This is a genomic window from Bartonella sp. EBT8 (assembly GCF_055796165.1).
In genome coordinates this window covers 104,299-130,662 of sequence record NZ_JBTTDJ010000002.1, presented here as the reverse complement: position 1 = coordinate 130,662, position 26,364 = coordinate 104,299, and the positions used below count along the sequence as shown (strand labels likewise).

The 26,364-nt window shown below is 38.6% G+C and carries 21 protein-coding genes; 3 read left to right on the top strand and 18 right to left on the bottom strand.

Annotation, left to right across the window (positions count from 1 at the left end):
- Positions 1-36 precede the first annotated feature (36 nt).
- Both AC0QT4_RS02425 and lldD read left to right on the top strand, forming a co-directional pair.
- Complete coding sequence (locus AC0QT4_RS02425) at positions 37-1,125, top strand: 2'-deoxycytidine 5'-triphosphate deaminase (RefSeq protein WP_473200139.1); 1,089 nt, start codon at positions 37-39, stop codon at positions 1,123-1,125.
- An 859-nt stretch (positions 1,126-1,984) separates the two neighbouring features.
- Positions 1,985-3,136, top strand: a complete 1,152-nt coding sequence (gene lldD, locus AC0QT4_RS02420) for an FMN-dependent L-lactate dehydrogenase LldD (RefSeq protein ID WP_473200138.1) — start codon at positions 1,985-1,987, stop codon at positions 3,134-3,136.
- Between the two features lie 159 nt (positions 3,137-3,295).
- Here lldD and AC0QT4_RS02415 read toward each other — a convergent pair whose 3' ends face one another.
- The 4 genes from AC0QT4_RS02415 to AC0QT4_RS02400 all read right to left on the bottom strand — a co-directional run bounded on the left by AC0QT4_RS02415 (position 3,296) and on the right by AC0QT4_RS02400 (position 7,616).
- Positions 3,296-4,261: a transketolase family protein gene (locus tag AC0QT4_RS02415; protein ID WP_473200137.1), complete on the bottom strand. Its 966-nt coding sequence runs from the start codon at positions 4,259-4,261 to the stop codon at positions 3,296-3,298.
- Positions 4,258-5,106: a transketolase gene (locus AC0QT4_RS02410; protein ID WP_473200136.1), complete on the bottom strand. Its 849-nt coding sequence runs from the start codon at positions 5,104-5,106 to the stop codon at positions 4,258-4,260. Before AC0QT4_RS02410 ends, AC0QT4_RS02415 begins: the two co-directional genes overlap by 4 nt.
- A 571-nt stretch (positions 5,107-5,677) precedes the next feature.
- Positions 5,678-6,235 carry a 16S rRNA (guanine(966)-N(2))-methyltransferase RsmD gene (gene rsmD, locus AC0QT4_RS02405; RefSeq protein ID WP_473200135.1) on the bottom strand — a complete coding sequence of 186 codons (558 nt, stop codon included), beginning with the start codon at positions 6,233-6,235 and terminating at the stop codon, positions 5,678-5,680.
- Positions 6,216-7,616 (bottom strand): pseudouridine synthase, encoded by a 1,401-nt coding sequence (locus AC0QT4_RS02400; protein WP_473200134.1) that lies wholly within the window; start codon positions 7,614-7,616, stop codon positions 6,216-6,218. Before AC0QT4_RS02400 ends, rsmD begins: the two co-directional genes overlap by 20 nt.
- Positions 7,617-7,883: 267 nt before the next feature.
- Between AC0QT4_RS02400 and AC0QT4_RS02395 the strand changes: the two genes are divergently transcribed.
- Positions 7,884-8,330 carry a nucleoside deaminase gene (locus AC0QT4_RS02395; protein WP_473200133.1) on the top strand — a complete coding sequence of 149 codons (447 nt, stop codon included), beginning with the start codon at positions 7,884-7,886 and terminating at the stop codon, positions 8,328-8,330.
- A gap of 114 nt (positions 8,331-8,444) precedes the next feature.
- Here AC0QT4_RS02395 and AC0QT4_RS02390 read toward each other — a convergent pair whose 3' ends face one another.
- From AC0QT4_RS02390 to pstB, 14 genes are all read right to left on the bottom strand, one after another.
- On the bottom strand, positions 8,445-8,978 hold the full coding sequence (locus AC0QT4_RS02390; RefSeq protein WP_473200132.1) for a hypothetical protein: 534 nt from the start codon (positions 8,976-8,978) through the stop codon (positions 8,445-8,447).
- 200 nt (positions 8,979-9,178) lie between these two features.
- Positions 9,179-12,094 (bottom strand): isoleucine--tRNA ligase, encoded by a 2,916-nt coding sequence (gene ileS, locus AC0QT4_RS02385; RefSeq protein ID WP_473200131.1) that lies wholly within the window; start codon positions 12,092-12,094, stop codon positions 9,179-9,181.
- Positions 12,095-12,346: 252 nt separating this feature from the next.
- The gene (locus AC0QT4_RS02380) at positions 12,347-13,921 is read right to left on the bottom strand and encodes an outer membrane protein (protein ID WP_473200130.1); all 1,575 of its coding nucleotides are present in this window, start codon (positions 13,919-13,921) and stop codon (positions 12,347-12,349) included.
- A 156-nt stretch (positions 13,922-14,077) separates the two neighbouring features.
- Positions 14,078-15,001 carry an outer membrane beta-barrel protein gene (locus tag AC0QT4_RS02375; RefSeq protein ID WP_473200129.1) on the bottom strand — a complete coding sequence of 308 codons (924 nt, stop codon included), beginning with the start codon at positions 14,999-15,001 and terminating at the stop codon, positions 14,078-14,080.
- A gap of 335 nt (positions 15,002-15,336) precedes the next feature.
- Entirely contained in the window at positions 15,337-16,188 is an 852-nt protein-coding gene (locus AC0QT4_RS02370; protein WP_473200128.1) for an outer membrane protein, read from the bottom strand.
- Between the two features lie 320 nt (positions 16,189-16,508).
- Positions 16,509-17,342 (bottom strand): outer membrane protein, encoded by an 834-nt coding sequence (locus AC0QT4_RS02365; protein ID WP_473200127.1) that lies wholly within the window; start codon positions 17,340-17,342, stop codon positions 16,509-16,511.
- A gap of 880 nt (positions 17,343-18,222) precedes the next feature.
- The gene (locus AC0QT4_RS02360; RefSeq protein ID WP_473200126.1) at positions 18,223-18,528 is read right to left on the bottom strand and encodes a hypothetical protein; all 306 of its coding nucleotides are present in this window, start codon (positions 18,526-18,528) and stop codon (positions 18,223-18,225) included.
- Positions 18,529-19,089: 561 nt separating this feature from the next.
- Positions 19,090-19,716, bottom strand: coding sequence for a ribonuclease D (locus tag AC0QT4_RS02355; protein WP_473200125.1), 627 nt, complete (start codon positions 19,714-19,716; stop codon positions 19,090-19,092).
- Positions 19,709-21,103 (bottom strand): dipeptidase, encoded by a 1,395-nt coding sequence (locus tag AC0QT4_RS02350; RefSeq protein WP_473200124.1) that lies wholly within the window; start codon positions 21,101-21,103, stop codon positions 19,709-19,711. The genes AC0QT4_RS02355 and AC0QT4_RS02350 overlap by 8 nt, the downstream gene beginning before the upstream one ends.
- A gap of 75 nt (positions 21,104-21,178) precedes the next feature.
- Complete coding sequence (gene mutM / locus AC0QT4_RS02345; RefSeq protein WP_473200123.1) at positions 21,179-22,054, bottom strand: bifunctional DNA-formamidopyrimidine glycosylase/DNA-(apurinic or apyrimidinic site) lyase; 876 nt, start codon at positions 22,052-22,054, stop codon at positions 21,179-21,181.
- A 57-nt stretch (positions 22,055-22,111) separates the two neighbouring features.
- On the bottom strand, positions 22,112-23,359 hold the full coding sequence (locus AC0QT4_RS02340; RefSeq protein ID WP_473200122.1) for an aminopeptidase: 1,248 nt from the start codon (positions 23,357-23,359) through the stop codon (positions 22,112-22,114).
- 31 nt (positions 23,360-23,390) lie between these two features.
- The gene (locus AC0QT4_RS02335; RefSeq protein ID WP_473200121.1) at positions 23,391-24,242 is read right to left on the bottom strand and encodes a cell wall hydrolase; all 852 of its coding nucleotides are present in this window, start codon (positions 24,240-24,242) and stop codon (positions 23,391-23,393) included.
- Positions 24,243-24,823: 581 nt separating this feature from the next.
- Positions 24,824-25,546: a phosphate signaling complex protein PhoU gene (gene phoU / locus AC0QT4_RS02330; RefSeq protein WP_473200120.1), complete on the bottom strand. Its 723-nt coding sequence runs from the start codon at positions 25,544-25,546 to the stop codon at positions 24,824-24,826.
- 21 nt (positions 25,547-25,567) lie between these two features.
- Complete coding sequence (gene pstB, locus AC0QT4_RS02325; protein WP_473200119.1) at positions 25,568-26,326, bottom strand: phosphate ABC transporter ATP-binding protein PstB; 759 nt, start codon at positions 26,324-26,326, stop codon at positions 25,568-25,570.
- Between the last annotated feature and the right edge of the window lie 38 nt (positions 26,327-26,364).

Genomic DNA, 26,364 nt, shown 5'->3' with positions numbered 1-26,364 from the left:
AAAAAGAAATAAAGTAAAAATGGAAGGCATAAGACTATGACGCGTATAAGCGGTATTTTGGCAGATAATGATATACAAACTTTGATTGATAATGAAGTTCTCAAAGCTCTTTGTCCATTTGAGACAACCCAAATACAACCTGCAAGTCTTGATCTTCGTTTAGGGGGCAAAGCCTATCGTATACGTGCTTCCTTTATGCCTGGAGCCAATGTAAAAGTTTTAGATAAACTCGAACGGTTAAAATTGCACGAATTTGATTTGCAAAATGGAGCAGTTTTAGAAACAAGTTGTGTTTATATTGTTCCCCTTTTAGAAAGTTTGGTTTTACCAGAGGCTTTATCAGCTGTTGCTAATCCTAAAAGTTCTACTGGTCGATTAGACATTTTTACGCGTGTGATTACAGATAATGCACAAGAATTTGATAAAATTTGTTCCGGCTATCATGGTCCACTTTATCTTGAAATTAGTCCACGCACATTTCCTATTTTAGTCCGTACCGGCTCACGTTTATCTCAACTTCGGTTTCGTAAAGGATGCAGCTCTTTAAATGAAATTGAACTCCACGCTTTGCATAGAGATAAAACGCTGATATCAGAAGATTTTCCTAATATTAGTGCGAATGGTATTGGGCTTTCTATTAATTTAAAGGGGGATGAAAATGGGCTTATCGGCTATCGTGGTAAACGTCACACAAGTGTTATTGATATTGATAAACGTGCTGTTGCTAACATTCTAGATTTTTGGGAACCTCTCTTTGATCGTGGTCAAAGGGAACTGATTCTTGATCCTAATGAATTTTATATTTTGGTTTCACGAGAAGCTGTTCATGTCCCTCCACTTTATGCAGCTGAAATGACCCCCTTTGATCCCTTAGTTGGTGAATTTAGGGTGCATTATGCAGGCTTTTTTGACCCAGGATTTGGACATATGGAAGTAGGTGGAAAAGGAGCAAAAGCGGTTTTAGAAGTGCGTAGCCATGAAGTTCCGTTTATCTTGGAGCATGGTCAAATTATTGGTCGCTTAGTGTATGAACATATGCTTCACCGGCCGTTAACACTTTATGGACAGAATACTGGATCACATTACCAAGCACAGGGATTAAAACTTTCTAAACATTTTAAATGATTTTGAAACATAGGTTTTGATAAACTTCGTGCAGAAAAAGCATTTTCGATTTCTCATAGATATGCTGCACTCTTCGTTTGTATATTTCGCAAATTAAAATTAAGGATGCAAAACCGGTTGCTAGCATAGACCCCATTTAAAAATTTAACTGAAAATGTCCATGTCTTTTACTGTCATTACAGAATTTATGGTTTTTATACAGCACAACAATATTTTGATACTTTTTTAGGTTGCTTCCTCTGTTTACAATTATAACCAGAAAATTACTTGATAGAAAAAGAAATTTGTTTATCAATATGCATTAATATTCAAAATTTTTGAAATTGCTCCTTGTGAATCATGAAAAGTATTTTCATAAATTTCAATGAAGAAGAAACTTAATTTAATTTTAAGTATTTATAATATGAGAAGATTATTGGATGCATTCAACGGCTTGGCTTTCAATTCTAACAAAGACCTTTTTGATTTTATGTGCTAACACAATAATTGTCTCTGTTACTAATGAACTAAAATATAAAGAATCTTTTTGAGGCATGTTTCATAAATTACAAGAAATGACCGGAAAAATATCTCTTAAAGAAAGAGTTGGTTCATAAGGAAAAGCATCTTAATTTTAAAAAGCTCTCTTCATAACATATGAACGCTCAAATTATTGATCGAGGATAAACACTATGAAGTTTTTATAAATTTGGATAAGAGAGATCTTATTTTTATCAATGTCTTTTTTGAGTTGCAATCTTTATAACCTGCATCTACTGAATGCGATGATTTGAGAGGCACTCTAATGAAGAGGCGCGTGGATTAATCTTTATTGGTTTTAGAGTGTTTTCACTTTTCATTCAGAAACAATGGTACCATCATGATTATTTCTTCAACATTTGATTACCGCAAAGCAGCAAAACGTCGGCTTCCTCCTTTCCTTTTTCACTATATTGATGGCGGTGCTTATGCTGAAGAAACGCTACGACGGAACTGTACCGATCTTCAAGCACTTGCACTGCGTCAAAGGATTTTGAAGCAGATTGGTAAAGTTGATCTTTCAACTAAGATTCTTGATCAAACACTTAATTTACCGCTTATACTTGCACCCGTTGGATTAACGGGCATGTATGCACGCCGTGGTGAGATACAAGCTGCCCGTGCAGCCGTTACAAAAGGTATTCCTTTTACCCTATCCTCAGTTTCAGTTTGCCCCATTGCAGAAGTTCAGAAGGCAGTTGGAAGTGCATTTTGGTTTCAACTTTATGTGCTCAAAGATCGTGGATTTATGCGTGATGTATTAGAGCGTGCTTGGGCATCTGGTGTGCAAACCTTAGTGTTTACAGTCGATATGCCGGTTCCTGGTGCACGTTATCGTGATGCGCATTCGGGAATGTCTGGGCCTTATGCTGGGTTGCGCCGTATTTTACAAGCTTTTACCCATCCTCATTGGGCTTGGAACGTTGGTGTTATGGGGCGTCCACATGATCTTGGAAATGTTTCTACCTATCTGCAAAAGAAGATTGCATTAGACGATTATGTTGGTTGGCTTGGTGCAAATTTTGACCCATCAATTGGTTGGCGTGATCTGCAATGGATTCGAGATTTTTGGAAGGGAAAAATGATTTTAAAAGGTATTCTTGATCCAGAAGATGCACGAGAAGCAGTACAATTTGGTGCTGATGGTATTGTTGTTTCCAATCATGGAGGGCGCCAACTTGATGGTGTTTTATCAACAGCGCGCGCATTGCCGAAAATTGCAGAGGTGGTAAAAGGTGATTTGACTATTTTAGTGGATTCTGGTGTTCGTTCTGGCCTTGATGTTGTCCGTATGATAGCTCAAGGTGCGGATGCCGTTATGATTGGCCGTGCTTTTGTTTACGCGCTTGCAGCAGCTGGTGAGAAAGGTGTTGCTCATTTGCTTGATCTTTTTGCAAATGAAATGCGGGTTGCTATGACATTGACCGGTGCACAAACGATTAAAGACATTACAGGTGAGAGTTTAGTGAATATAGATACTTTTAAACAATGAAGAATGTGTATTAGACTCTCTTTAGATAAAGAGAGTTTTTTTGCATTAAAAGCAGAAAAAGTGCGGTTTCGAACACCTATTTGTCTTATTTTTTCGTATTCTCAGTGATTGTTTTTTAACTAGCGAGTATAGTGAGATGTGATTTAACCTTTTTGTATCTTATTTCATTGCTAATATTGTTTTCGTTATATTATCTTTACTAATTCCATAATTTGCTAAAATATCTAATTGGCTTCCATTAAAGATTGATTCATCCGGTATTCCCAATGATATAAATTTGCATGAAATACTCTGTTCCATAAGTAATCTGGCAATTGCATCTCCAAGTCCTCCATTGATACTATGTTCTTCACAGACAAGAACAGATCTGTGAAGTTTGCATAGTTCTCGTACAGATGCCTTATCCAAAGGTCGAATCGTTGGTATACTGACAACTGTTGGGATAATTTTATACTTTTGGAGCTCTTCAGCTGCATCGAGACAAATCTGAACGGTCTCTCCAGTGGCAAGAAAAAGAATATCTTTTCCTTTTCTTATAACAGAAGCTTTACGAATATCAATTTTTGAAGCATCACGATGAATATTTTTAACAGCATGCTTTCCTAAACGGATATAAACAGGCATAGGATCGTTTAGAGTAGAAAGAATTGCAGCTTCTGTTTCTTTATTATCAGCAGGAGCAATAATGCGTATATTAGGAATAGCGCGAAGCGAAGCAAAATCGGAAATGGCATGATGTGTTGCTCCAAGTGGTCCATAGCTAATCCCAGCACTAATTCCAATCAATCGAACAGAATTTTCGCAATAAGCGACATCTACCTTTATTTGTTCAAGTGCACGCGTCGTCAAAAAACAAGCTTGTGAAACAACAAAGGGCTTTTTTCCACACGAGGCAAGTCCCGCAGCAACGCCTACCAAATTTTGTTCAGCAATGCCAACTTCTATAATACGTTCCGGATAGAGCTTTGCGAATTGATCAATCTTTCCAGATATTCGTGAATCAGCAGTTAAAACAACAACATCCTTATCAAATCGTGCTATATTGATAAGTGTTTTATTTACAATCTCGAGATTTGAAAACTTCACAGCAGTCTGCGTTTCTTGATGAGGAGTATTCACGCTCATCCTCCCATTAATTGAATTTTGGTCTGAATTTCATTGACAGCAATATTGTATTCCTCATCTGTTGGAATTTTATGGTGCCAGCATAAGTCGTTTTCCATAATGGAAATTCCACTCCCCTTTATGGTGTTCATCAGTATTGCTGTTGGTTGATCCTTATGAGATGGAAGAGAGCTTAAGGACTTTTTCAGTTGTGTTATATCGTGCCCATCAATTTCCATAACATGCCACCCAAAACTGGTAAATTTATCTGCTAAGGGCTCTGTCTTCATTAAAATATCAGTCGTATCAGTAATTTGTAACCGATTTCTATCAATAACCGCGATAAGATTGCTGAGTTTATAATGCGCTGCAAAGAGTATAGCCTCCCAGACAGATCCCTCTGTCATTTCGCCATCACCAAGAAGTACAAAAACACGGTAGGATTGAGAATTAAGCTGCCCAGCAAGAGCCATACCTGCCCCAAGAGACAAGCCATGACCAAGAGAACCTGTACTTTGCTCAATACCTGGAACTTTTTTGCTTACATGGCCTATAAAATGAGAACCAAATTTTAGATAAGTCTCCAGAAATTGAGGATTAAAATACCCCATTTCTGATAAGACAATATACAATGCCTCAACCGCATGTCCCTTACTTTGAACATATCGATCGCGATTGGGATCATGGATACGTTTTGGATTTATTTGCAAAATGTATTTGTATAAAATATAAATGAAATCAATACAGGAAAGGCTACTAGCTATATGTCCGGATTTTGCTTTGCTAATCAGGTCAAGGATTTTAAGACGTAAGCGAAGAGCATGAATTGCATTGCAGATATCTGTTTTGTTGATTGCGTAAGTCATACCTTCTTCCCCCTTAGAAGATTTAATAATTTAAAATCGTAATTTTATACGTTTCTTATCTTTTAATTTAAACAGATGAGATAATTATCATAAGAAAAAATACTATGTCTGGTAAAACTTGCCAAGAGATTAGATCAAGGCTGTAAAAAACAGCAGATTTATTTTAAAAATATTTTTTTACAAAAGTATAAAAAGCTATTGAAATAACACTTTTAAAGAAGGTATCTTTTTATAATGTTATCGAGTGTTTTATACATGTGCAACAATGTTGCAAGGGCAATAACACTTTTTATACTGCCTCGATTGCTTGCCTGAAATTAGCATATTGTTATGATCATGAGAAGATCTCTCAAACTGCTTATATCCTTAAATGTATCGTATTAAAAATCAACAATTGTACGTTAGTGATGAAAAATAGGCGTATAAATTTTTCTTTATTTTTGAGTGATTTTAAAAACGACGCTTAATTAATAAAGTAATTTCTTCATAAAAAAGTGGCATGAAAAAGGATATATAAAATTAATCTCTCTCATTCTATCGAAGAAAAACAAGAATGTTCTCAAGCCTGAAATTATGCGCGTAGTTTATAAAAACGTATTGCTGTCTCCCCATAAAAACGCTCATCATCGAGATAAAATATATCAGGTAAATGAATAATTACATCTTTCTTTTCTTCAAGCACAAAGAGTGTATCAGCCTTTGCCCACCCTCCCCTCAAAGCCTCCACAAAAGCACGCTCACCTAAACAATGGCCATAGGGAGGATCTGCATAAATAACATCAAATGGAAGCATTGTCCCAATATTGCCCAATTTTGTTGCATCACGACGCAAAATACGCCCAATAGACTGCAATTCAAGCGCTTCAATATTCTTTTGAAGCAGTCCACGCCCTTCAACTGAATTTTCAACAAAAACTGCAGCTTTTGCACCACGTGATAGAGCCTCTATCCCTAAAGCACCAGTTCCTGCAAAAAGATCAAGAACGCGTTTATTGATCCAAAATTGCTCTTCTCGGTTCGTAAGAATATTGAAAATGCTTTCCCGAGTACGATCACTGGTTGGACGAATCGACAGCCCTACAGGAGCGAACAAAACACGCCCAGCAAATTTACCGCCGACGACCCGCACGTGGTCCTCCAAATTTTTTTGCTGTTTTTGTATCACTGCTATATTCTTTAGATTTTTTCACGGCACTATCAAATGATTTGACCCTTCGTTTACTCTCAAACGAACGCTCATCATTATTGCCTTTCATAACCTTTTCTTCTTTCTTTAAAAAACGCTCCTTCTTGCCAATAAAACGTGTCTCACCAAAAGATTTTTTACCCCGTTTTTGATCAAAACGAGTGCCTCTTTCTTCCCGCAGCGAAACTTCTGATGCCTCTTCCTTACCTCTATGGAAAGATCTTTGACCAACTAATTTGCTTTTATGATCATGAGAGCTCTTCTCACTATATGGAGACTTCTTACGCGCACTTTGTGGCCGCGCACCAGGAGCCATCCAAACATTAGAACGGCGCGAACGAGGGTAAATACGTTCTGTCTTTTCTTGCTCACTCTTATCCTTACGGATAAATTTCTCATCAGTTTTCGTGCCAAATCGTGATTGACCAGACTCAGCAGAACCACCTCGCTGTCTGCGTTGCACATCTTTTCCACTCGAAAAAATCCAGCTATCATTGGCGTTAGATGGATTTTTATCACTTTGTTTTTCTGCAACAATTGCAGAATTTGAAAATGGCTTAAGAATAGGAGAATCAAAATCTGCATTGGCTTGCATAATTAAACGTTCACCCAATTGCTCACGTAACATACGCCCTTTTATTTCACGAACGGCTCCCTCTTCTAAGTCAGAGAGCTGAAATGGACCATAAGAGATACGAATTAAACGATTAACCGATAATCCCAATGCACCCAAAACATTTTTTATTTCACGATTTTTTCCTTCACGCAAAGCTACAGAAATCCATAGATTTGTCCCTTGTTCACGTTCAATCGATGCCTCAATCGAACCATAGAAAATACCATCAATCGCAATGCCATTTTTAAGGTTATCAAGTGCACTCTGTTTAACTCTTCCATGAGCACGCACCCTATATTTGCGCACCCATCCCGTTATAGGAAGCTCTAATATACGTGCTAAACCACCGTCATTGGTTAACAACAAAAGCCCTTCTGTATTAATATCAAGGCGCCCCACAGAAAGAACACGAGGCATCCCTTTCGGCAAATTGCTAAAGACTGTTGGTCTCCCTTCAGGATCACGATGCGTGGTGACAAGACCTGCTGGCTTATGGTAAAGCCATAATCGCGTTCTTTCTGTCGCAGATAAAGGTTTTCCGTCAACTTTAATAACATCAGAGCGCGTAACATTAAAAGCAGGCGTTGTTATCACTTTACCATTAACAACAATACGGCCTGCAGAAATCATCATTTCTGCGTCACGACGTGAAGCAACACCTGCACGCGCTAGCCTTTTAGCAATCCGTTCACTTTCATTTTCATTCATTTGCTCTTCACACCAATATCTTTCAGTACGTTCAGCAAATCATTTTTCTGCACCATACCGTTTACCCTGAAAAGGGGGAGTAACATAATCATTTATCATTTTCTATCCTTTAGCAGTAATAATATACCTGTTTACTTGCAAGTTTGTTTTAAATATTTAAAAAGTAGCGCCTCTTCATTAAAAAGGGTTACAACTCATTCATTTTATAACAGTCTTCTCTCTAGAGTAGCCTTTTTTGCCTCTCTATAGTTTAGTAGAAAGAACAGTATGACTTTGACACCAATGGAAATAGCTCTCTTAGAAGCGCAAGAGGCGAAAAAAAAAGATGAAGTCCCTGTAGGTGCCATTATCACATGCGGAAAAACAATCATTGCACGCGCTGGTAACTCTATCAAAGCCCAATATGACCCTACAGGACATGCGGAAATGCGTGTAATCCGTATGGCTTGTGAAAAACTTCAAAGCGAAAGACTTTCTGATTGCAACTTGTATGTAACACTCGAACCTTGTGCTATGTGTGCCGCAGCCATTTCATTTGCGCGCATACGACGTCTCTATTACGCAACAAGTGATCCCAAAGGAGGTGCTATTGAACATGGTCCTCGCTTTTATCAGCAACCAACTTGTCACCACAAACCTGAGATCTATTCTGGTTTCAAGGAAAAAGAAGCTGCTCAACTGCTTAAAGACTTCTTTGCACAAAAGCGGTGTTAAACATAACGCATCTTCTTAACACCAGCTTCTCTCTAAAAACATTAGAATGCTCTAGCCCCAATTCTTCTTCTCATCAGAATTCCTCTTTGAAGCACCTCTTTTCTTACGCTTTTTTTAACGCTTCGGCCTTATCTCTGATTGACCAGCAGGAGCAATTTTTGCTGGTTGACGGTAACTTAAAGGCGGCTCAGTGAGATACCGACGATATTTTGCACTTCCGACTCGTGCTCTTTGACGACGTAAATATTCATGCCGTTGTTTGGCATTCATCCGTGAAATACTTTCTGAACCAATAGTGCTAGCATGCTCGTCAGCTGATGAACCTTTCTTAAGAAGAACAGGCCCCCTCCTTTCACCCAATTGCTGCTTTGCTGTTGCTGCTCCATCAAAAGAGCTATCATGCTGTGGCAATGGCAAAAACTTACGAGAACTGGGATCTGGAATCACAAGTTCCGGATGAGGCTTCATTACAAGCTGACTATTGTCATTTGTCGGTGTTAGTGAAGCAAGGTTAGCAACATCTTCAAAAAACTGTAATGAAACCGCCTTATCTGTACCATATGTAGGAGCAGATAGACCGCATCCTGTTAAAATAAAACATATGCCTAAAATGCTTGTTGGCAATATTTTCACTTCACGCTTTTTCACTGCTTATCCTATTTTCCTAAGTATATAGCTTATTGATCTTCCCGCGATTTACTGGAGATCTGCTCTACACACACCATCCCCCCACGGAAAAACAATGAATTTCATTATTACCATAAAAGACTCTCTGCATCAACGACAGAATTCAAGCCATAATGATGCATCTTTACAACTTTGCATTTCTACCGCTTGATCTCAGAATCTTAAATCTTGCCAAGCATTTGTAATTCTCGCAAAGCAACCGCATCGCGAGCAGAAACATCAGGATATGTTGGATCACTCCCAACGTCTTGTGTATAACGCCATGACCTAGCACATTTTTTGCCCAATGCCCTCTCCGGATACACACCAACACCTTCAACATCACTTAGAGTAAAAGCATCCTCAGGTGGTACATCCTGTCTAATTGTTAAAGCACTGGTGATGCAAATTTCTGCCATATCCAAATTTTCTAAAGCCTCTAGTAAAGCTGGATTAGAAACGAAAACAATAGGTGCTGCTTCTAACGATGAGCCAATACGCTTGTTAGCTCGTTCAAGTTCTAAAGCACCCGTCACAACTTTACGAACCTGTCGAATTTTTTTCCAACGTTCAGCCAAGGATTCGTTCTGCCATTCCTCTTGCACAGAAAAAAACTGTTCCAAATGTACTGATTGACTTTCTGGATAATACTCCAGCCAAGCCTCTTCCATTGTAAAAGGCAACATAGGAGCAAGCCATGTTACCATGCGCTTAAAAATTTCGCGCACAACTTGCAAAGAAGCTTTACGTTTTGGTGATGACGGTGCATCACAGTAAAGAGAATCTTTACGGATATCAAAATAAAAGGCTGATAATTCAATGATTGAAAAATCCAGCAATGCACGCATAATCTTTTTGAAATCAAATTCATTATAAGCGCGATTAATCAATTGATCGAGTTCAAAAAGTCGATGCAATATAAATTTCTCAAGATCTGGTAATGCGCAATATGAGATTTCTTCTCCTTCATCATGTGCCAACGTTCCAAGCATCCAACGAATTGCATTACGTAGTTTACGATATGAATCCACATTCGTTTGAAGAATTTTTTTGCCTAAACGTTGATCTTCCCAATAATCCGTTGTCATGACCCAAAGACGAAAAATATCAGCACCAGATGTTTTAATGATCTCTTGCGGAACGACTGTATTTCCTAGGGATTTAGACATTTTTTTGCCATTCTCATCCAAAGTAAAACCGTGTGTAATGACCGTCTTATAAGGAGAACAAGCGCGCGTACCACAACTTTCCAAAAGAGAAGATTGAAACCATCCACGATGTTGATCAGATCCTTCAAAATAAACATCAGCAGGCCATTGCAAATCAGCCCGATCTTCTAAGACAAAACTATGACTTGCTCCAGAATCAAACCAAACATCAAGAATATCGTGAACCTGTACCCATGACTCATGGGCACGATCACCTAAAAAACGCTCACGCGCTCCCTCAGCAAACCATGCATCCGCCCCTTCTGTTTCAAAAGCCTGCAAAATACGCTGATTCACACTCTCATCTTTCAAAATAACGCCATCCTCATTGGCAAAAATACAAATAGGAACACCCCAAGAGCGCTGGCGAGAAAGAACCCAATCTGGACGATCTGCTATCATAGAAGCTAAACGATTTTGACCAGAAGAAGGAACAAAACGCGTCATAGAAACAGATTCCAAAGCACGACTGCGTAAAGTTTCCCCATCACCAAGATCTTTATCCATTGAAATAAACCATTGTGGCGTATTACGGAAAATAACCGGTTTTTTTGAACGCCAGCTATGAGGGTAAGAATGCTTTAAACGACCCCGTGCAAATAACCGATCTGCTTTAATTAAAGCGTTGATAACCTCTTTATTGGCATCCCCCATTTTTCCATTATCATCAATAACGCGTGCGGGTCCCTCTTTACGATCCGGACCAAAACCAGGAACATCCTTCGTATAAAAACCAGCATCATCAACAGGGAACGGTATAGACGTATCAATCCCCTCTTGCTTCAATAAAGGCTTATAAGCATTCCAAATTTCAAAATCTTCACGCCCATGGCTTGGCGCTGTATGAACAAAACCTGTACCAGCACTCTCTGTTACGTGCGAACCATCAAGCAGTGGAATCTGATAATGATATCCTCCAGCCAAACCTTTGAGTGGATGAGAAAGAATAAGCATTTTAAACTCGTCAGCAGAAACAACGCGTAAACGCTTCAAAACAAGTTTTGCTTTTTCTGCACAGCTCATAGCCAACGCATCAGCAAAAAGAAGTTTTTCTCCAGCTTGAGGACCAAAATCATTTTCCGCGCTTTCAACTTCATAAACACCGTAGGAAATCTGCGACGAATAACTCACCGCACGGTTACCAGGAATTGTCCACGGAGTCGTTGTCCAAATTACGACATAAGAACCGTACAAATCGCTAGAATCTGTTTTAAAAACAGGAAACTTAACCCAAATAACCTCTGATTCATGATCGTGATATTCAATCTCTGCCTCTGCCAAAGCCGTACGCTCTACAACAGACCACATCACAGGCTTTGAACCACGATAAATCTGATCTGACAGAGCAAATTTCATCAATTCACTGGCAATACGTGCTTCTGCATGAAAAGCCATTGTGGTATAGGGCGTCTTAAAATCTCCGGTAACGCCAAGGCGTTTAAATTCCTCACTTTGAACAGTTATCCAATGTTGTGCAAATTCGCGGCATTCTTGACGAAATTCATTAAGGGGCACATCATCTTTATTTTTCCCTTGTGCACGATATTTTTCTTCAATCTTCCATTCAATCGGAAGTCCATGGCAATCCCAACCAGGAACATAATTTGCATTAAAACCGCGCATTTGGAATGAACGAACGATCACATCTTTTAGAACTTTATTCAAAGCGTGACCAATATGAATATGGCCATTTGCGTAAGGCGGACCATCATGAAGGATGTAAAGTGGGCGGTCTTTCGCTTGTTGACGCAATTGCGTATAAAGCCTCATATTCTCCCATCGCTCTATCAATTCAAGCTCTTTTTGCGGCAACCCTGCACGCATAGGAAAATTTGTTTGTGGTAAATAAAGAGTTTTCGAATAATCTATTGTTTCATTTTTCACAGTCATTGTGAAATATTCCTGTCCACTTTTACGATTTCATTTTCGCATAACTTCCCTGATCCCTGCAACTCTGATTTTTTAATTATAGGGAAAGCCGAGCTCATCTTTCGTATTAAACAGTGATCAAGAAGATACATCATTACATTTTATGGCCTTTATCATGAAACTATCAAGAAAGAAAACCCAAAAATAATCTTCTTTAAAAAACAAGGGCTCCACTATCAGCAGAGCCTCTTGAAAGTTTATTCTTACAAAAAATTAGAACTTATAAGCTACACCAACACGGAAATCATTGGTTTTATAATTTATTTCAAGTTTTTCCTTCGCAAATTTCTTTTTACCAAAATCTGAGTAACGATATTCCGCCCGCACAATAACATTGTCCAGAATTGCAAAATCAACACCCCCACCAAGGGTGTAACCAATCATCGTCTTTGTTTCATCGGTTAAATTCTTAGAAGAAATGACTTTTCCATCCTCTTTCTTAAACGATATCGATACAGTATCGTGAAGCTGCGTATAAGCAATACCACCTGCAACATAAGGCATAAAGCGATCAGCAGTAAAACCGATACGTACCCGTGTAGCACCAGACCAATTTTGTTTCAAAGTATGACTTAAAGTTACTGCTCCACCTTCTTGTGCCAGACCAAGCTCAGAAACTTCTTTCTTCACTTGCTCTATACCATATACACTGCTAGCGTTTTCATCCGCATCTTTTGCAACTTGCGCACCATGCCCACCCCCCCTCTGTACACCATGAGGATTAGAAACATGGGGATTGGAAGAACTATGTGGATTAGCACCAACACCGTGGGGTGCACCACCGTGCACGTGTGAGCCATTGCTCCCACCGTGAGGACCATGTCCACCAATACTCTGCATACCATGAGCGTGACCGGAACTACCCTTGCCTGCCTCACCATTAGAAACTACTTTTGAAACTTGATTTGTAGAAGATTCCGATTGTGCTGATCCTCCTGATGCTGATCTCGCCAATAATAGTGGAGTTCTCGCTGGTGTGGAATCCTCTGATTTAGCCGACACTGGCTGCGCACCACTCCTTGATGCTGAGGATGATGTCGGCTGTGGCGAAACCGGTGTTGCTACCGACCCTACAGATACTGCTGCTTTTGCTGGTGCTGCTGCTTTTGCTGGTGCTGCTGCTTTTGCTGGTGCTGCTGCTTTTGCTGGTGCTGCTGGTTTTGCTGGTGCCGCTGGTTTTGCTGGTGTTTCTGCCGCGGCTTCTGGTGCTGCTTTTGCTGGTACTGGTGCAGGTACTCTTTCTGCTGGTGTGGATGCTGGCTTTGTGACTGTTCGTGCTGTGCCTTGTGTTTGTTGTACTTGAGCTGTCTTTGTGGACACCGATGCCGCAGACACTGATGTTGATGCTGTGGGTGTTTCTCTTACTGACCTGCGAGATCTTGTTACTAAATTGTCCACTTCAGCATTATCAGATGAACCTAGAGTGATAGACTTTGTGTGTTTTTGTCCAGACCAGATTAAATCCGTATCGACACCAAAAACGAAGTTATCGCCAAGATCAATATTAGCACCTACGTAAAGACCACCTTCAAAACCTGAAATCTTAGGGGATAAATCTTTACTTAGCGGTGTAGTTTTGTGCTTACCAACAATACTCATATCAGTTTTACTTGAAAAACCACCAACTTGACCACCCAAGTAAAGACCCGTCCATGTAAAAGTAGGAGCGACAAAAGCTGGCGAAGAAACTGGCGTTGACTGATGAGGGATCATTACATCAGCCGCCTGCGCTGTAGAAGCTGAAATTAAAGCAAAAACAGATGCCGTTATTAAACATTTTGTATTCATAAAATATCTCCAAATATCCAAAACGGGTTATATATAGTGTATGTATTCTAAAATATCTGTAGCAAAAATGTCACATTCACAAAAAAATAGAGACCTCGTCTTTAACGAGGCCTCTAGGTAATTAATTTTGTACTAATAATTGAGTTTTGTGCTCAATTAAAATTTGTAAGCGACACCAACACGGAAATCATTGGTCTTGTAGTGGAAATCATCACCATCTTTTTCAAATTGCTTTTTGCCAAAATCTGAGTAACGATATTCTGCACGCAACAGAACATTGTCTGTCATTGCGAAATCAATACCCCCACCAAGAGTATAACCAACCATTGTCATAGTTTTATCAAAGTCTTTAGTGGAAGTTTTCTTACCAGATGCAACTGTTGATGAAGACGTAGTAATACCTTGCATCTGCGCATAAGCAATACCGCCTGCAACATAAGGCATAATGCGATCAGCAGCTGCAAAACCAATACGTACCCGCGTAGCACCAGACCACTTTTCTTTAAAAGTAAAATTGTTCTTGTCCGCGTTGGCGCCGCCTGCTGGATCTACTCTTGCGCCAACTTTGAAAGCCTTCGCAACCACTTCTGCACCAGCACCAGCACCTGCACCACCAGCACCTGCTTCAGCACCTGCTTCAGCACCACCAGCACCTGCTTCAGCACCACCAGCACCTGCACCTGCACCACCTGCACCACCAGCACCTGCTCCAGCACCTGCACCACCAGAGATTGGCTTTGTATCTCCTTGATCAGCCCAAACTGCATCGGTTTCAACACCTAGAATGACGCCATTTCCAAGATCAAAGTTGGAACCAGCATAAATCCCACCCATGAAACCGGAAGGCTGAGGTGTATCTTTTTTATCGAAAAGTTTATCTTTTGTAGTTGGATCAGTTATTTGAACCTTACTTGAAAAACCACCGATCTGCGCACCAAGATAAAAACCTGTCCAAGAAAACGCAGGGGCAGCAATAACTGCTGGTGCAGCTTCATGAGGAATGACAACATCAGCAGCCTGCACCGCAGAAGCTGAAGCCAAAGCGACAACAGAAGTCGTTATTAAAGATTTTATATTCATAAATTTTGCTCCTAATTTATTTATAGGTAATCCTACAATACTACGGAGAGAAAATCTGTAGCAAAAAGGACACTATTATAGAAATAAAGGCCCCGTTCAGAAACGGAACCTCTTAGCATATGCGTTTATAGGAAAGATTTTAAGTTATAAAAACTTATAACGTACTGATATTATAGATAAATTGTAACTTATTATCTACACATTCCTTTTTACTAGAATTAACACTTAGCAACTTTCCACAGATGCAATAATATGTATTGTGTGGTAATATAGTCACAGAAGATAAGAGAGACTCCGCAAAAAAGAGAGCCTCTTCATAATTTGTTTATCATACATTAAAATTTGTAAGCTACTCCAACACGGAAATCATTCGTCTTATAGTTAAATTCAGCGTCATCATCTTTGAATTTCTTTTTACCAAAATCTGAGTAACGATATTCCGCACGCAACAAAACATTATCAGTCATTGCGAAATCGATACCACCACCAAGGGTAAAACCAACCATCGTTTTTGTTTTATCGCCTACAGTACCAGAAACTGTTTTACTTGGTTTATTCTCTACCGATTTCTTTGTTCCTGAAATCATAGCAATACCTTGCATTTGCGCATATGCAATGCCACCAGCAAAATAAGGCATAATCCGGTCAGCAGCCGCAAACCCAATACGCGCCCGTGTCGCACCAGTCCATTTTTCTTTATAAGTAAAGATATATGATCCAGTATCGCCTTCTGCAAATTTTTCGACGTCACTTAACTTAATACCAGCCTCTGCAAATGCCGCATTAAAATCTTCAAGATCAGTAGCTTCAAGCTCTTTTGTAGAGAGTGTTTTTGTATCTCCTCTATCAGCCCAAACAGCATCTGTTTCAATCCCTAGTATGAGACTATTTCCAAGATCTATATTGGATCCTGCATAAAGACCACCCATGAAACCTGAAGGTTTCGGCGTGTTATCTTTACTAAAAAACTCATTTTTCTTACCAGAATCAGTTATCTCAACCTTACTTGAAAAATTCCCAACTTGAGCACCAACATAAAAACCGGTCCAAGAAAATGCAGGAGCAGAAATAATGGAAGTTCCCCGATGAGAGGAAACCTCATGTGGGATGACAACATCAGCAGCCTGTGCCGTAGAAACTGAAATCAAAGCGATCACAGAGGTTATCGTTAAACGTTTTATATTCATAAATTTTTCTCCTAAATAATGCAATACTGTGCAACCATGCAAAAAAATCTATAATTAAAAGGATATAGTCATAAAAAATAAAGCCTCTATTCAAAGAGAGAACGGCTTAATGGGTTCGTCATGCATTACAGTTTGTCAATTGCATATACGGACCTTACTGGTATTGTAAGAGATTTCATTTTTGTCCTTTAAAAGGTTTATCCAAAACAACGAGTAACAATACCTTGCATGTACTATGAAATATATAACACTATAGTCATAGAACATAACAGAAGTTCTATCAAAGATAGAACCCCTGCATGATTTAGCTTACAAATACATTAAAATTTGTAAGCTACACCAACGCGAAAGTCATTGGTTTTGTAAGAAACTTCATATCTATCTTTTGAATATTTCTTTTTACCAAAATCTGAGTAACGATATTCCGCACGAACAATAATATTATTGGTCATCGCTAGATCAACACCAGCACCAAGAGTATAGCCAACAAACGTTTTTGTTTCATCAGAAAGGTTACCAGAAGCTATTACTTTATTTGTATCCTTTCCTGTTATTGATATCGAAGCAATATCTTGAAGCTGTGTATAGGCAATACCACCAGCGATATAAGGCATAATGCGTTCAGCAGCAAAACCAATTCGCACCCGCGTAGCACCAGACCACTTTTCCTTAAAAGTAAAACTGCTAGAACGTTTACCACCAACTAAGGATTCGTTGTCACCAATCTTAATTCCAGACTCTTTCAAGATCTTTTTGACATAAGCTTCGTGATCCGGATTAATCAGAAACTCTTTTCCCGTTTTAGTGTCGCTTTTATCAGACCACATGATATCTGTATCAACACCTAAAATAAGACCGTTGCCAAGATCAATATTGGAACCCGCATAAAGGCCGCCCATGAAACCTGACAATTTAGGCAAAAGGTTGTCTTGCACCGGAATGGTTTTTCCATTATTGAGGATATCCATCTTCGTTTTACTGGAAAAACCACCAATCTGACCACCAAGATAAAAGCCTGTCCAAGAAAAAGTGGAAGGAACAATAACCGGTGCAACGGGTGTAGGACTAGGGGGAACAATAACATCTGCTGCTTGTGCCGCTGAAGCTGAAACAAAAGCAAAAGCAGAAGCTGTTATTAACCATTTCATATTCATAATTTTTCTCCATAGCTGAATATTTGAACACACGATTCCATATAGAGCCCCCTTTTCAGATATCTGTAGTAAAAATGATACACTCATAAAAAAAACAAAAAGCACCCCCCTTCTCTCTTATCCATCTGATCTATAATGAATGAATTTGGAAGCTATGAAAACGTAGAAATGAATCTTCTCAATCAAATTTAATGTTGTTTCTTTATGGAGCTTCTAAAGTCTTGAACAACATTCTCCGTAAGTATCAGGGACTGATGATTACTGTAAAATGAAATACGCTTATAAAATGTACCCAAGCAATATCTTCTATTTTAACACTCATATGACTCTATACAATGTCTTAACCCGTTGATCCCTTTCACACACTGTAAAAAAATCTGCTCCTCCGCATACAGTATTGCAAAAACCACATAGAGAGCAGACAACCCTAGCACTCCTCCTCACAACTACAGATATCTTTTTCTTTAAATAAAATTCTTTTACACCTCTTTATTTTTCAAAATACACTCTCATCTCCTCATATTCTGAAAATTTTTTTCAGAATATTTACACAATCTTGTAGAATAATTTTTCATCACTTTTATGCCCTTTTATCAAACCACCTCCTTTTCCTCCTTACAGCAAAAATTCCTACGACAAAAAATATTTCCCCTCTAACCCCAAGGACATTGTAACCCTCTCTTGTGCGACCATACCTTTCATTCTTTTATCGAAATCAGCACACTTAGATTTTTCATAAATGATACATTCTCCAACTATCATAATGGCACAACAACTAAACCACAAAGAAACAATTACCTCTCTTTAAGCTACCAAAAATATCCCCCCTCGCCGCCTATCCAGAATAAAATAGCATCTCCTAACTTTGTTTCTTCGCTTATTAAAAACTCATCGGACTTTTGGTAAACAACTTTGGTCGACCTTTTTTGTTTCTAGATCCCAGACCTCTTCTTTTCGCTGATGAGGATATGGGTACTAACTTAACAGCTAGCTTGGGCTCGTCATTATCAAAACAAGAAAACTTTGTTTGAAAAACTTTAGACAAGCTATCGCTCTCTCGTTCATTAGGAGAAAACGCCGAAGGCATTGCCTGCAATAACTTTTGAGCAGCTATAAAGCCAGCTCCTTGGGCTATAGAAATTGAAGAAAAAGTAGTAAAAGCTGTAATAAAATATTTCAGATTCATTGATCTAACTCCTTGTAAGTATCCATAATGGATTTTACATAGTGCTAACATTTCAAGTTTCCATAAAAAAAATGGTATGTTGAGTAGATAAAAAGCTCAAATTCTAAAAAGCACAATTTTGGAGCAGTTTTATTTAAAAAAATATTTTTAAGCTTTGCCAATACAAAAATCATTGGTTTTATAACCAATGAAAATATGCCTTCTCAAATAGACAATAAATGAAACGAATATTGATCAATGTATTTCTCTCGGAAAGAGACTCTATTGCGTATATACAATACGAATTAAATCATATTCATATAGAAAGCTTTCTCTATGAGATTATTACGTATATTTTTTGCTTTTTTATTCCCTTATGAAATTGTCTGTTTTTGTAAACCTTAAAATAAAAGAAAAATAATGTACCTTTATTGTACAAGTTTCAACAACACTCTTTATTCTAAAAATTAGGCCATAAAATACTCTCATAAAAAACACAAGAAAACCACACGCCCATATATACTACGGATGTGTGGTTCTGTAACATTAATGACTTTTTTATTTTTATTAAAAAGCTAATTTTTAAACTGAGCTATGCGCGAAAATATCAACCTCTGACCATCCCAAAAGATCAAGTTTTGCTCTCACTGGTAAAAATTGAAAACATGCCTTTGCAACATCTTCCCGCTCTTCACGTCTTAAACGTTCTTCAAATATATTCTTTAAACGATGTAAATATAAAACATCTGATGCGGCATATTCAATTTGTGCGCGTGATAAAATTTCTGCTGCCCAATCTGAAGATTGCTGCTGTTTAGAAATATTCACATTGAGCAATTCACTACAAATTTCCTTCAATCCATGACGATCCGTGTAGGTACGCGTGAGTTTCGAGGCAATTTTTGTACAAAAAACCACATCAGGCATAACGCCAAACGTATGCGCTAAAATAGCAAGATCAAAACGCCCAAAATGAAATATTTTGGTGATAGCCTTATCTTCAAGTAATTTAACCAAATTGGGAGCACTCTTTTGCCCTTTAGCAATCTGTATAACGTCAGCAGTACCATCCCCAGAAGAAAGCTGAACAACACATAAACGATCACGGTATGGTTGTAATCCCAAAGTTTCGGTATCAATCGCAACAGCATCAATTTGATAATTATCTAAGTTTGGTAAATCACCTTGATGAACGCGGATCTCAGTCATTTACCCTCCTATTTGCTAACGCTGCCAGAATACGTGCCCAAGACCGTTGCCCTTTATGAAATGACTTTAAGTTATATTTTTCATTTGGTGAATGAATACGGTCATCAGCCAGTCCAAAACCAACCAAAAGACTTTCCATATCAAGAATTGACTGAAAATCTGCTACAACTGGAATTGAACCACCCATAGCTATCAATACAGTAGGAACTTCCCACTCTTGGGATAAAGCATCCTTTGCCGCCTTGATAAAAGAGGAATCATAGGGAAGCTGCAATGCCGGAGAAGAACCATGATTCTTAAATGTCACTGTACAGTCAGCAGGAATCGAGTTACGGACATAATCACGAAAGGCTTGACGTATTTTCTCTGGATCTTGTTTATGGACTAAACGACACGATATTTTTGCGCTTGCCTGAGAAGCAATAACCGTTTTAATCCCTTCCCCTTCATAGCCTCCACTAATACCATTAATTTCTGCTGTAGGACGTGCCCATATTTGTTCTAAAATACTTCGCCCTTTTTCCCCAAAAGGAACGGAAAGACCGATAGGACCAAGAAATTTTTCAGCAGTGCAATTAAGCTCATTCCATAATTGCAAAATATGGGAAGGTGTTTCTTCTACACCGTCATAAAAACCAGGAATTGTTACTTTATTATTTTCGTCATAAAGTCCTGCTAAAACTCTAGTTAAAATACGAATAGGATTAGCTGCTACTCCGCCAAAATAACCAGAATGCAAATCACGATCAGCTGCTGTGATAATAATCTCTTCTGCCATAATTCCCCGAAGAGAAAGAGCAATAGAGGGGGTATTTGCATCCCACATCGACGTGTCACAAACCAACGCGTAATCAGCTTTAAGTTCATCTTTATTTGCTTTTAAAAAAGGAACAAGAGAGGGAGAAGCACTTTCTTCTTCACCTTCACATAAAATAGTAACTTTAACAGGAAGCTGTCCTGTTTCTTTCTTATATGCACGACACGCTTCAACAAATGTCATAAATTGGCCTTTGTCATCTGAAGCTCCACGAGCACAAATAACTTTCTCGCCATCTCTCTCTTTTATAGAAGGTGTAAATGGATCATCTTCCCATAAGCTCAGGGGATCAACAGGTTGCACATCGTAATGTCCGTAGAATAAAACATGTAAACAATCATCTGAAGGGCCTGGATGATGCCCAACGACCACTGGATGCCCCGGAGTATCACGACGTGAAGCCTCAAAACCAATGCTTTTTAAATCCTCTACTAACCAATCTGCTGCTTGACGACATTCGTCCTTATAAGCTGAGTCCGTAGAAATCGATTGAAAACGTAAAAAAGAAAAAAGGCGTTCAAGGCTCTTTTCTATATTATCATCAAGATGTGTGAGTACTTTATTAAGCATAAAAAAACCTCTCAAGCCTTAATTAACTATCGATATGACTTTAAGCCTCTCGTAGAATTTTGCAAGAGACCTCTTTCATTTTTGACACTGTGAACAGTAAAAACTTGAACGCCCCGACTGAAAAATGCGTATAATAGGCATTCCACAGTGTAAACATTCTTCTCCTTCGCGCCCATACACTGAAAAAGCATGTTGAAAATAACCAAGAGAACCATCTACCTGTACGTAATCACGTAATGAAGATCCACCAGACAAAATTGCTTCAGAAATCACATTGCGTATATTCTGAGCTAGAGAATCTGCAAATTCACGTGCATGTGCAGTTTTTAATGCTAATGTAAATGCACCACGCTGTGGTGACAAACGACTACGCCATAGTGCTTCGCAAACATAAATATTTCCAAGACCCGCGACAATAGACTGATCAAGTAAAACTCCCTTAAGAGATATTTTTTTATTAACAAAAGCCTTTTGTAAATAACGACCCGAAAACATATTACTCATAGGCTCGAGCCCCAGTTTCTTTAAAAGTGGATGCTCATAAAGCCTATTTGTTTCTATTAGAAGCATAAATCCAAAACGACGAGGATCATTATAGGTAAGATGATAAACCTTGCCATCCTTTACCTGAATATCCATGGCAAAATGATCATGCTTAACAAATTTCCCTGTAACAGAAGATGTTTGGGTTAAAAAATCATCTTCTATACGCCATGATCCTGACATTCCTAAATGGCTTAAAATTGTTTCATTCTGCGAAAGATGAAATAATAAATATTTTGCGCGCCGACCAAGTTCTATAATTGTCCTTCCCATAAGTCGTTCAGGAAACGCCTCAGGAAAAGGAAATCGCAAATCCTTTCGATGAAGCTTGACAGATACAATTTTTGCACCAGTTACAAATGGCTCTAAACCACGACGAACGGTTTCTACTTCAGGAAGCTCAGGCATCACTTTTTTAAAAAATTATGCGCTTTCTAACAAAATATCACTGAAAAAACAATAATACTAAGCCCACTCACCTTTACGAAATACAGGAATTTTCGCGCCATCCTGCGTAATGCCATCTATATCGATTTCACCAGATCCAATCATCCAGTCAATATGAATCACACTTTTATTCCCACCACGCGCTGCAATTTCCTCTGAGGTCAATGATGCTCCATCTAAAAAGCACTTGGAATAACACTGCCCTAAAGCGATATGACATGCGGCATTTTCATCAAATAATGTATTATAAAAAAGAAGTCCACTCTTAGAAATTGGTGAAGAATGTGGGACAAGAGCAACTTCACCTAATCGACTCGCACCCTCATCACTCTGTAAAACCTGTTGCAAAACTTCTTGGCCTGTTGAAGCACGTGCGTCAACAATACGTCCCGCTTCAAACCGCACCTCAATATTATCTATGAGTGCTCCTTGATATGAAAGTGGTTTTGTTGAACGAACAAAGCCTTCAACCCTATGAGCATGAGGAGTGGTAAAAACTTCTTCTGTCGGAATATTAGGATTGCAAACTACATCATTTTTAGCCGTTGATGCACCACCATGCCATTCGTGATCATCTGCCAAACCAACCATTAAATCAGTCCCTGGCCCTGTAAAATGCAAAGCAGAAAAACGCTGCCCATTGAGCCAAGATGACCGTTGTTTTAAAGTTGCATTATGCACAGTCCATGCATGCACTGGATCTTCTTCCGTAACACGTGAAGCTGCAAAAATTGCATCCGCTAACTTCTTAATCGCCTCATTAAGCGGTAAAGAAGGAAACACAGCCTCAGCCCATCCTGCCGTTGGATAAGCTACAATCGACCAGTTCATGGCAAAATTTGATATTTTTTTGAGAGCAGGCTGATAAGCCATTGACGTAGACTTATTTAAACGCGAAACTTTATCAAAGTCTTGATTGGAAAGGAGTAAAGGATTATCACCAACAATAGCCAAACGCGCAGCTCCATTTCCAAAAGCCTTTGCCATTCCCTCATACAGCCAAGAAGGTGCGCAATCAAAACTAGCAGTATGTGCATTTTCAAAACGTGTAAGCGATAACATATCATCACTAAAAAGTGGTGTAATTACACCGGCACCAACCTTATAAGCATGATAGGCAATACGCCGAACAAAAGGTAATGCTGAAACTGGAGCAGTCAAAATAAGATCCTGCCCTTCTTGTAAATTTAACCCAACTTTTACCGTAATTTCTGCAAGACGATTAAGCTTTTCAGGCGAAACCGCCTCATGAATATCAAAGTACATTACCAATATCCTTACTTTGGTTGTGAAAAAATTATCGGCTTCTGTACCGTTTTTCTAACATTGTAATAATTAAATTCAACTGATCTGATGAGGGCATTGCATAAGCTACTGTCGCTTTGCTTTCCCCGCCCTGATCTATACGATGCGGTGGATCTGTAGGAATAGGAACTTTATTAAGTTGTACTGTAACAAAAGGTGTAATACGCGCTTTATTCACCTGCGCTACTTCTATAGAAGAAGATGTATTTTGTTTTTCTTCTGCTTTTATTTCTTTAATTGATAAGCTTGTATCCATGATACTTAGTACATTACCAGAACGTTCTTGCGCAAAAGCATAAGCAACATCATAAGGACGGTCGTTGGTAGGAACTTGAAGCGATCCATCACGGGAGCGCTTTTCATAAAAAGCATTTCCCCCCGCAACACGAACATAATGCATATTTTTATAAGGAAAAGATAAACCTGCTGTATGAAAAAACTTGGCGTTTTTAAGTTTTTCATCCCTTCTGCCACGTAAAACAGCATCAGCAGCCTCTTTAACACGGGCAACAGATGCTGGCTCCGTCATAGGACGCGTTAAAACACCAGGAGCAAATTGTTTATATTGACCAACAACACCACAAATCGTTTTTGGATACGCACTTGAATTAACACGGTTCATAACAACCGTTCCAACAGCAATCATTCCTTCAAAGCTCGTACGATTTGATTCAAAATACATTGCACGCATAAGGCATTGGCGTTCAGTCAATGGATACACTGCTGTTTTCGTCTTCTTATTTTCATTCACTTTATCAACACCAAAATGATTTGCAGCACATCCCACGATAACAAATGGTGCTAGAAAACAGGTTATAAAAACAGTCCAACAATTTCTTTTCATCTTATACAACACAATTCTCACGTCTTTGAAGCATTCACAATTTGAACATGTTTTAAATGTATGTTCAAAGAAAGTATACAGTTAATTGTTACAACTTAGTAAAATTTTAATACAAGAAGTAATTAAAAGGTATTTATGCGAAGTAAAAAATAAAAAATTGTTAACCGATCAATATTGTCATTATTAACGATGGAAACAGCTACACAATCTCACCCCTCATCTTTTAAGAGTGGATAAAATATTCTGCTTCAGAAAGCGTTTGAACGATTTCGCATACAAAAAGATTGTCATACTAAAGGAGTCTGTATCAAAAATAAATACGGATATCTTCTTTAATACAAATTTGAGAAAATGATTAGAAAGAAGTTTTTACTCCACCCCAAACTAAGCAGGTGATAATTTCTCTGAACTCAGATATATCTAAAGAGAATAAAAATCCGTAATATTACCCCAATTTCCACATTGTCTCTTGTGTTTATCCATAAGTTATCTTTCCTATTCCATCTAAAGCCATACTGTAAAAAAAGTGCCTAAATGGTTTTCATCTTTATAGAAATTCATTCTAAAAGCTGAAAGAAAATCTAATCTATTTTCTTCTCCCCTACCCCAACTTTATAGGTAAGATCATCGCGAGGACGATCAGAAGACATATGGTAACCCGTTATTATATAATGAAGCATTTCCGCAATATTGGTAACATGATCACCAATTCGTTCAATGTTTTTTAAACAAAAAAGTAAATGCGTACAAACTGTAATATTGCGTACATCTTCCATCATATAAGTTAGAAGCTCACGAAAAAGAGACGTATATAAAGCATCAATTTTACCATCGCGCTCACGTACCGCGTCAACACGTTCCAATAAACGGCTCGTGTAAGCACTCAATACTTCCTTTAATTGATTGAGTGCTAAAGCTGCAATCGTTTCAAGCCCATGATAAAAAGCAGCAGATTGACGTGTTTCTGAAAGCGCTACCGTTCGCTTAGCAATGTTTTTGGCCATATCCCCAACCCGTTCAAGATCAGAAGAAATACGAATGGCACCAATAATTTCACGCAGATCAACGGCCATCGGTTGGCGTTTGCAAATAATGGTAATTGCTTTTTCATCAATGTCACGTTCTGCTTCATCTAAAAACAAATCATCGGCAATAACTGCCGTCGCAAGTTGAAGATCACTACACACAATTGATGCAACAGAACGTTCAATCATTCTTTCTGCATGACTACCCATTGCTGTAATCCGTGCTTTCAAATATTTTAGTTCTGCATCATAAGAACGGACAGTATGGTTCCTAGACATAGCTTATACTCCTCAATTTACCTATCCAAAGCGCCCTGTAATGTAATCTTGCGTACGTTGTTCTTTTGGTGAGGTAAAAATCATTTCAGTTGCACCAACTTCTACCAAATGTCCCAAATGAAACATGGCAGTATATTGAGAAACACGTGCTGCCTGTTGCATGGAGTGTGTCACAATAACAATTGTATAGTCTTGTCGTAACGCATCAATAAGCTCTTCAATACGCGCTGTCGCAATTGGATCAAGAGCTGAACAGGGCTCATCCATCAAAATAACTTCAGGACTAATTGCAATGGCACGCGCAATACATAAACGCTGTTGCTGTCCTCCTGATAAACTTGTACTTGCCTCATGAAGACGATCTTTTACTTCTTCAAATAAACCTGCCTGTCTTAAACTCTTTTCAACCCTATCATGCAATTCGGCACGCGATTTAACTAAACCATGAATGCGTAGCCCATAGGCAACATTCTCAAAGATAGATTTTGGAAAAGGACTAGGCTTTTGAAAAACCATCCCGACACGAGCACGCAATTCCACAACATCAATCTTCTGGTCATAAATATTCTCTCCATCTAAGGTAATAAGACCTGTTATTTTAGCGCCTTCAATCGTATCATTCATACGATTAAAACAACGCAAAAAAGTCGATTTTCCACAACCTGAAGGACCTATCAAAGCTGTAACCTGATGTTCAGGGATATCAAGAGTGATACCATGAAGTGCTTCTTTTTCCCCATAAAAAACCTTTACATCTTGACCGCGCATTTTTATTTTCATTACAAAAACTCACCTTACCTTAAAACATAAACCTTATC

Bases quoted from the DNA above. Each gene is read 5' to 3' on its own strand.
- AC0QT4_RS02425 (WP_473200139.1), top strand. From the start codon at position 37: ATGACGCGTATAAGCGGTATTTTGGCAGATAATGATATACAAACTTTG.
- lldD (WP_473200138.1), top strand. From the start codon at position 1,985: ATGATTATTTCTTCAACATTTGATTACCGCAAAGCAGCAAAACGTCGG.
- AC0QT4_RS02415 (WP_473200137.1), bottom strand. From the start codon at position 4,261: ATGAGCGTGAATACTCCTCATCAAGAAACGCAGACTGCTGTGAAGTTT.
- AC0QT4_RS02410 (WP_473200136.1), bottom strand. From the start codon at position 5,106: ATGACTTACGCAATCAACAAAACAGATATCTGCAATGCAATTCATGCT.
- AC0QT4_RS02400 (WP_473200134.1), bottom strand. From the start codon at position 7,616: ATGAATGAAAATGAAAGTGAACGGATTGCTAAAAGGCTAGCGCGTGCA.
- AC0QT4_RS02395 (WP_473200133.1), top strand. From the start codon at position 7,884: ATGACTTTGACACCAATGGAAATAGCTCTCTTAGAAGCGCAAGAGGCG.
- ileS (WP_473200131.1), bottom strand. From the start codon at position 12,094: ATGACTGTGAAAAATGAAACAATAGATTATTCGAAAACTCTTTATTTA.
- AC0QT4_RS02380 (WP_473200130.1), bottom strand. From the start codon at position 13,921: ATGAATACAAAATGTTTAATAACGGCATCTGTTTTTGCTTTAATTTCA.
- AC0QT4_RS02375 (WP_473200129.1), bottom strand. From the start codon at position 15,001: ATGAATATAAAATCTTTAATAACGACTTCTGTTGTCGCTTTGGCTTCA.
- AC0QT4_RS02370 (WP_473200128.1), bottom strand. From the start codon at position 16,188: ATGAATATAAAACGTTTAACGATAACCTCTGTGATCGCTTTGATTTCA.
- AC0QT4_RS02365 (WP_473200127.1), bottom strand. From the start codon at position 17,342: ATGAATATGAAATGGTTAATAACAGCTTCTGCTTTTGCTTTTGTTTCA.
- AC0QT4_RS02360 (WP_473200126.1), bottom strand. From the start codon at position 18,528: ATGAATCTGAAATATTTTATTACAGCTTTTACTACTTTTTCTTCAATT.
- AC0QT4_RS02355 (WP_473200125.1), bottom strand. From the start codon at position 19,716: ATGACTGAGATCCGCGTTCATCAAGGTGATTTACCAAACTTAGATAAT.
- AC0QT4_RS02350 (WP_473200124.1), bottom strand. From the start codon at position 21,103: ATGCTTAATAAAGTACTCACACATCTTGATGATAATATAGAAAAGAGC.
- mutM (WP_473200123.1), bottom strand. From the start codon at position 22,054: ATGCCTGAGCTTCCTGAAGTAGAAACCGTTCGTCGTGGTTTAGAGCCA.
- AC0QT4_RS02340 (WP_473200122.1), bottom strand. From the start codon at position 23,359: ATGTACTTTGATATTCATGAGGCGGTTTCGCCTGAAAAGCTTAATCGT.
- AC0QT4_RS02335 (WP_473200121.1), bottom strand. From the start codon at position 24,242: ATGAAAAGAAATTGTTGGACTGTTTTTATAACCTGTTTTCTAGCACCA.
- phoU (WP_473200120.1), bottom strand. From the start codon at position 25,546: ATGTCTAGGAACCATACTGTCCGTTCTTATGATGCAGAACTAAAATAT.
- pstB (WP_473200119.1), bottom strand. From the start codon at position 26,326: ATGAAAATAAAAATGCGCGGTCAAGATGTAAAGGTTTTTTATGGGGAA.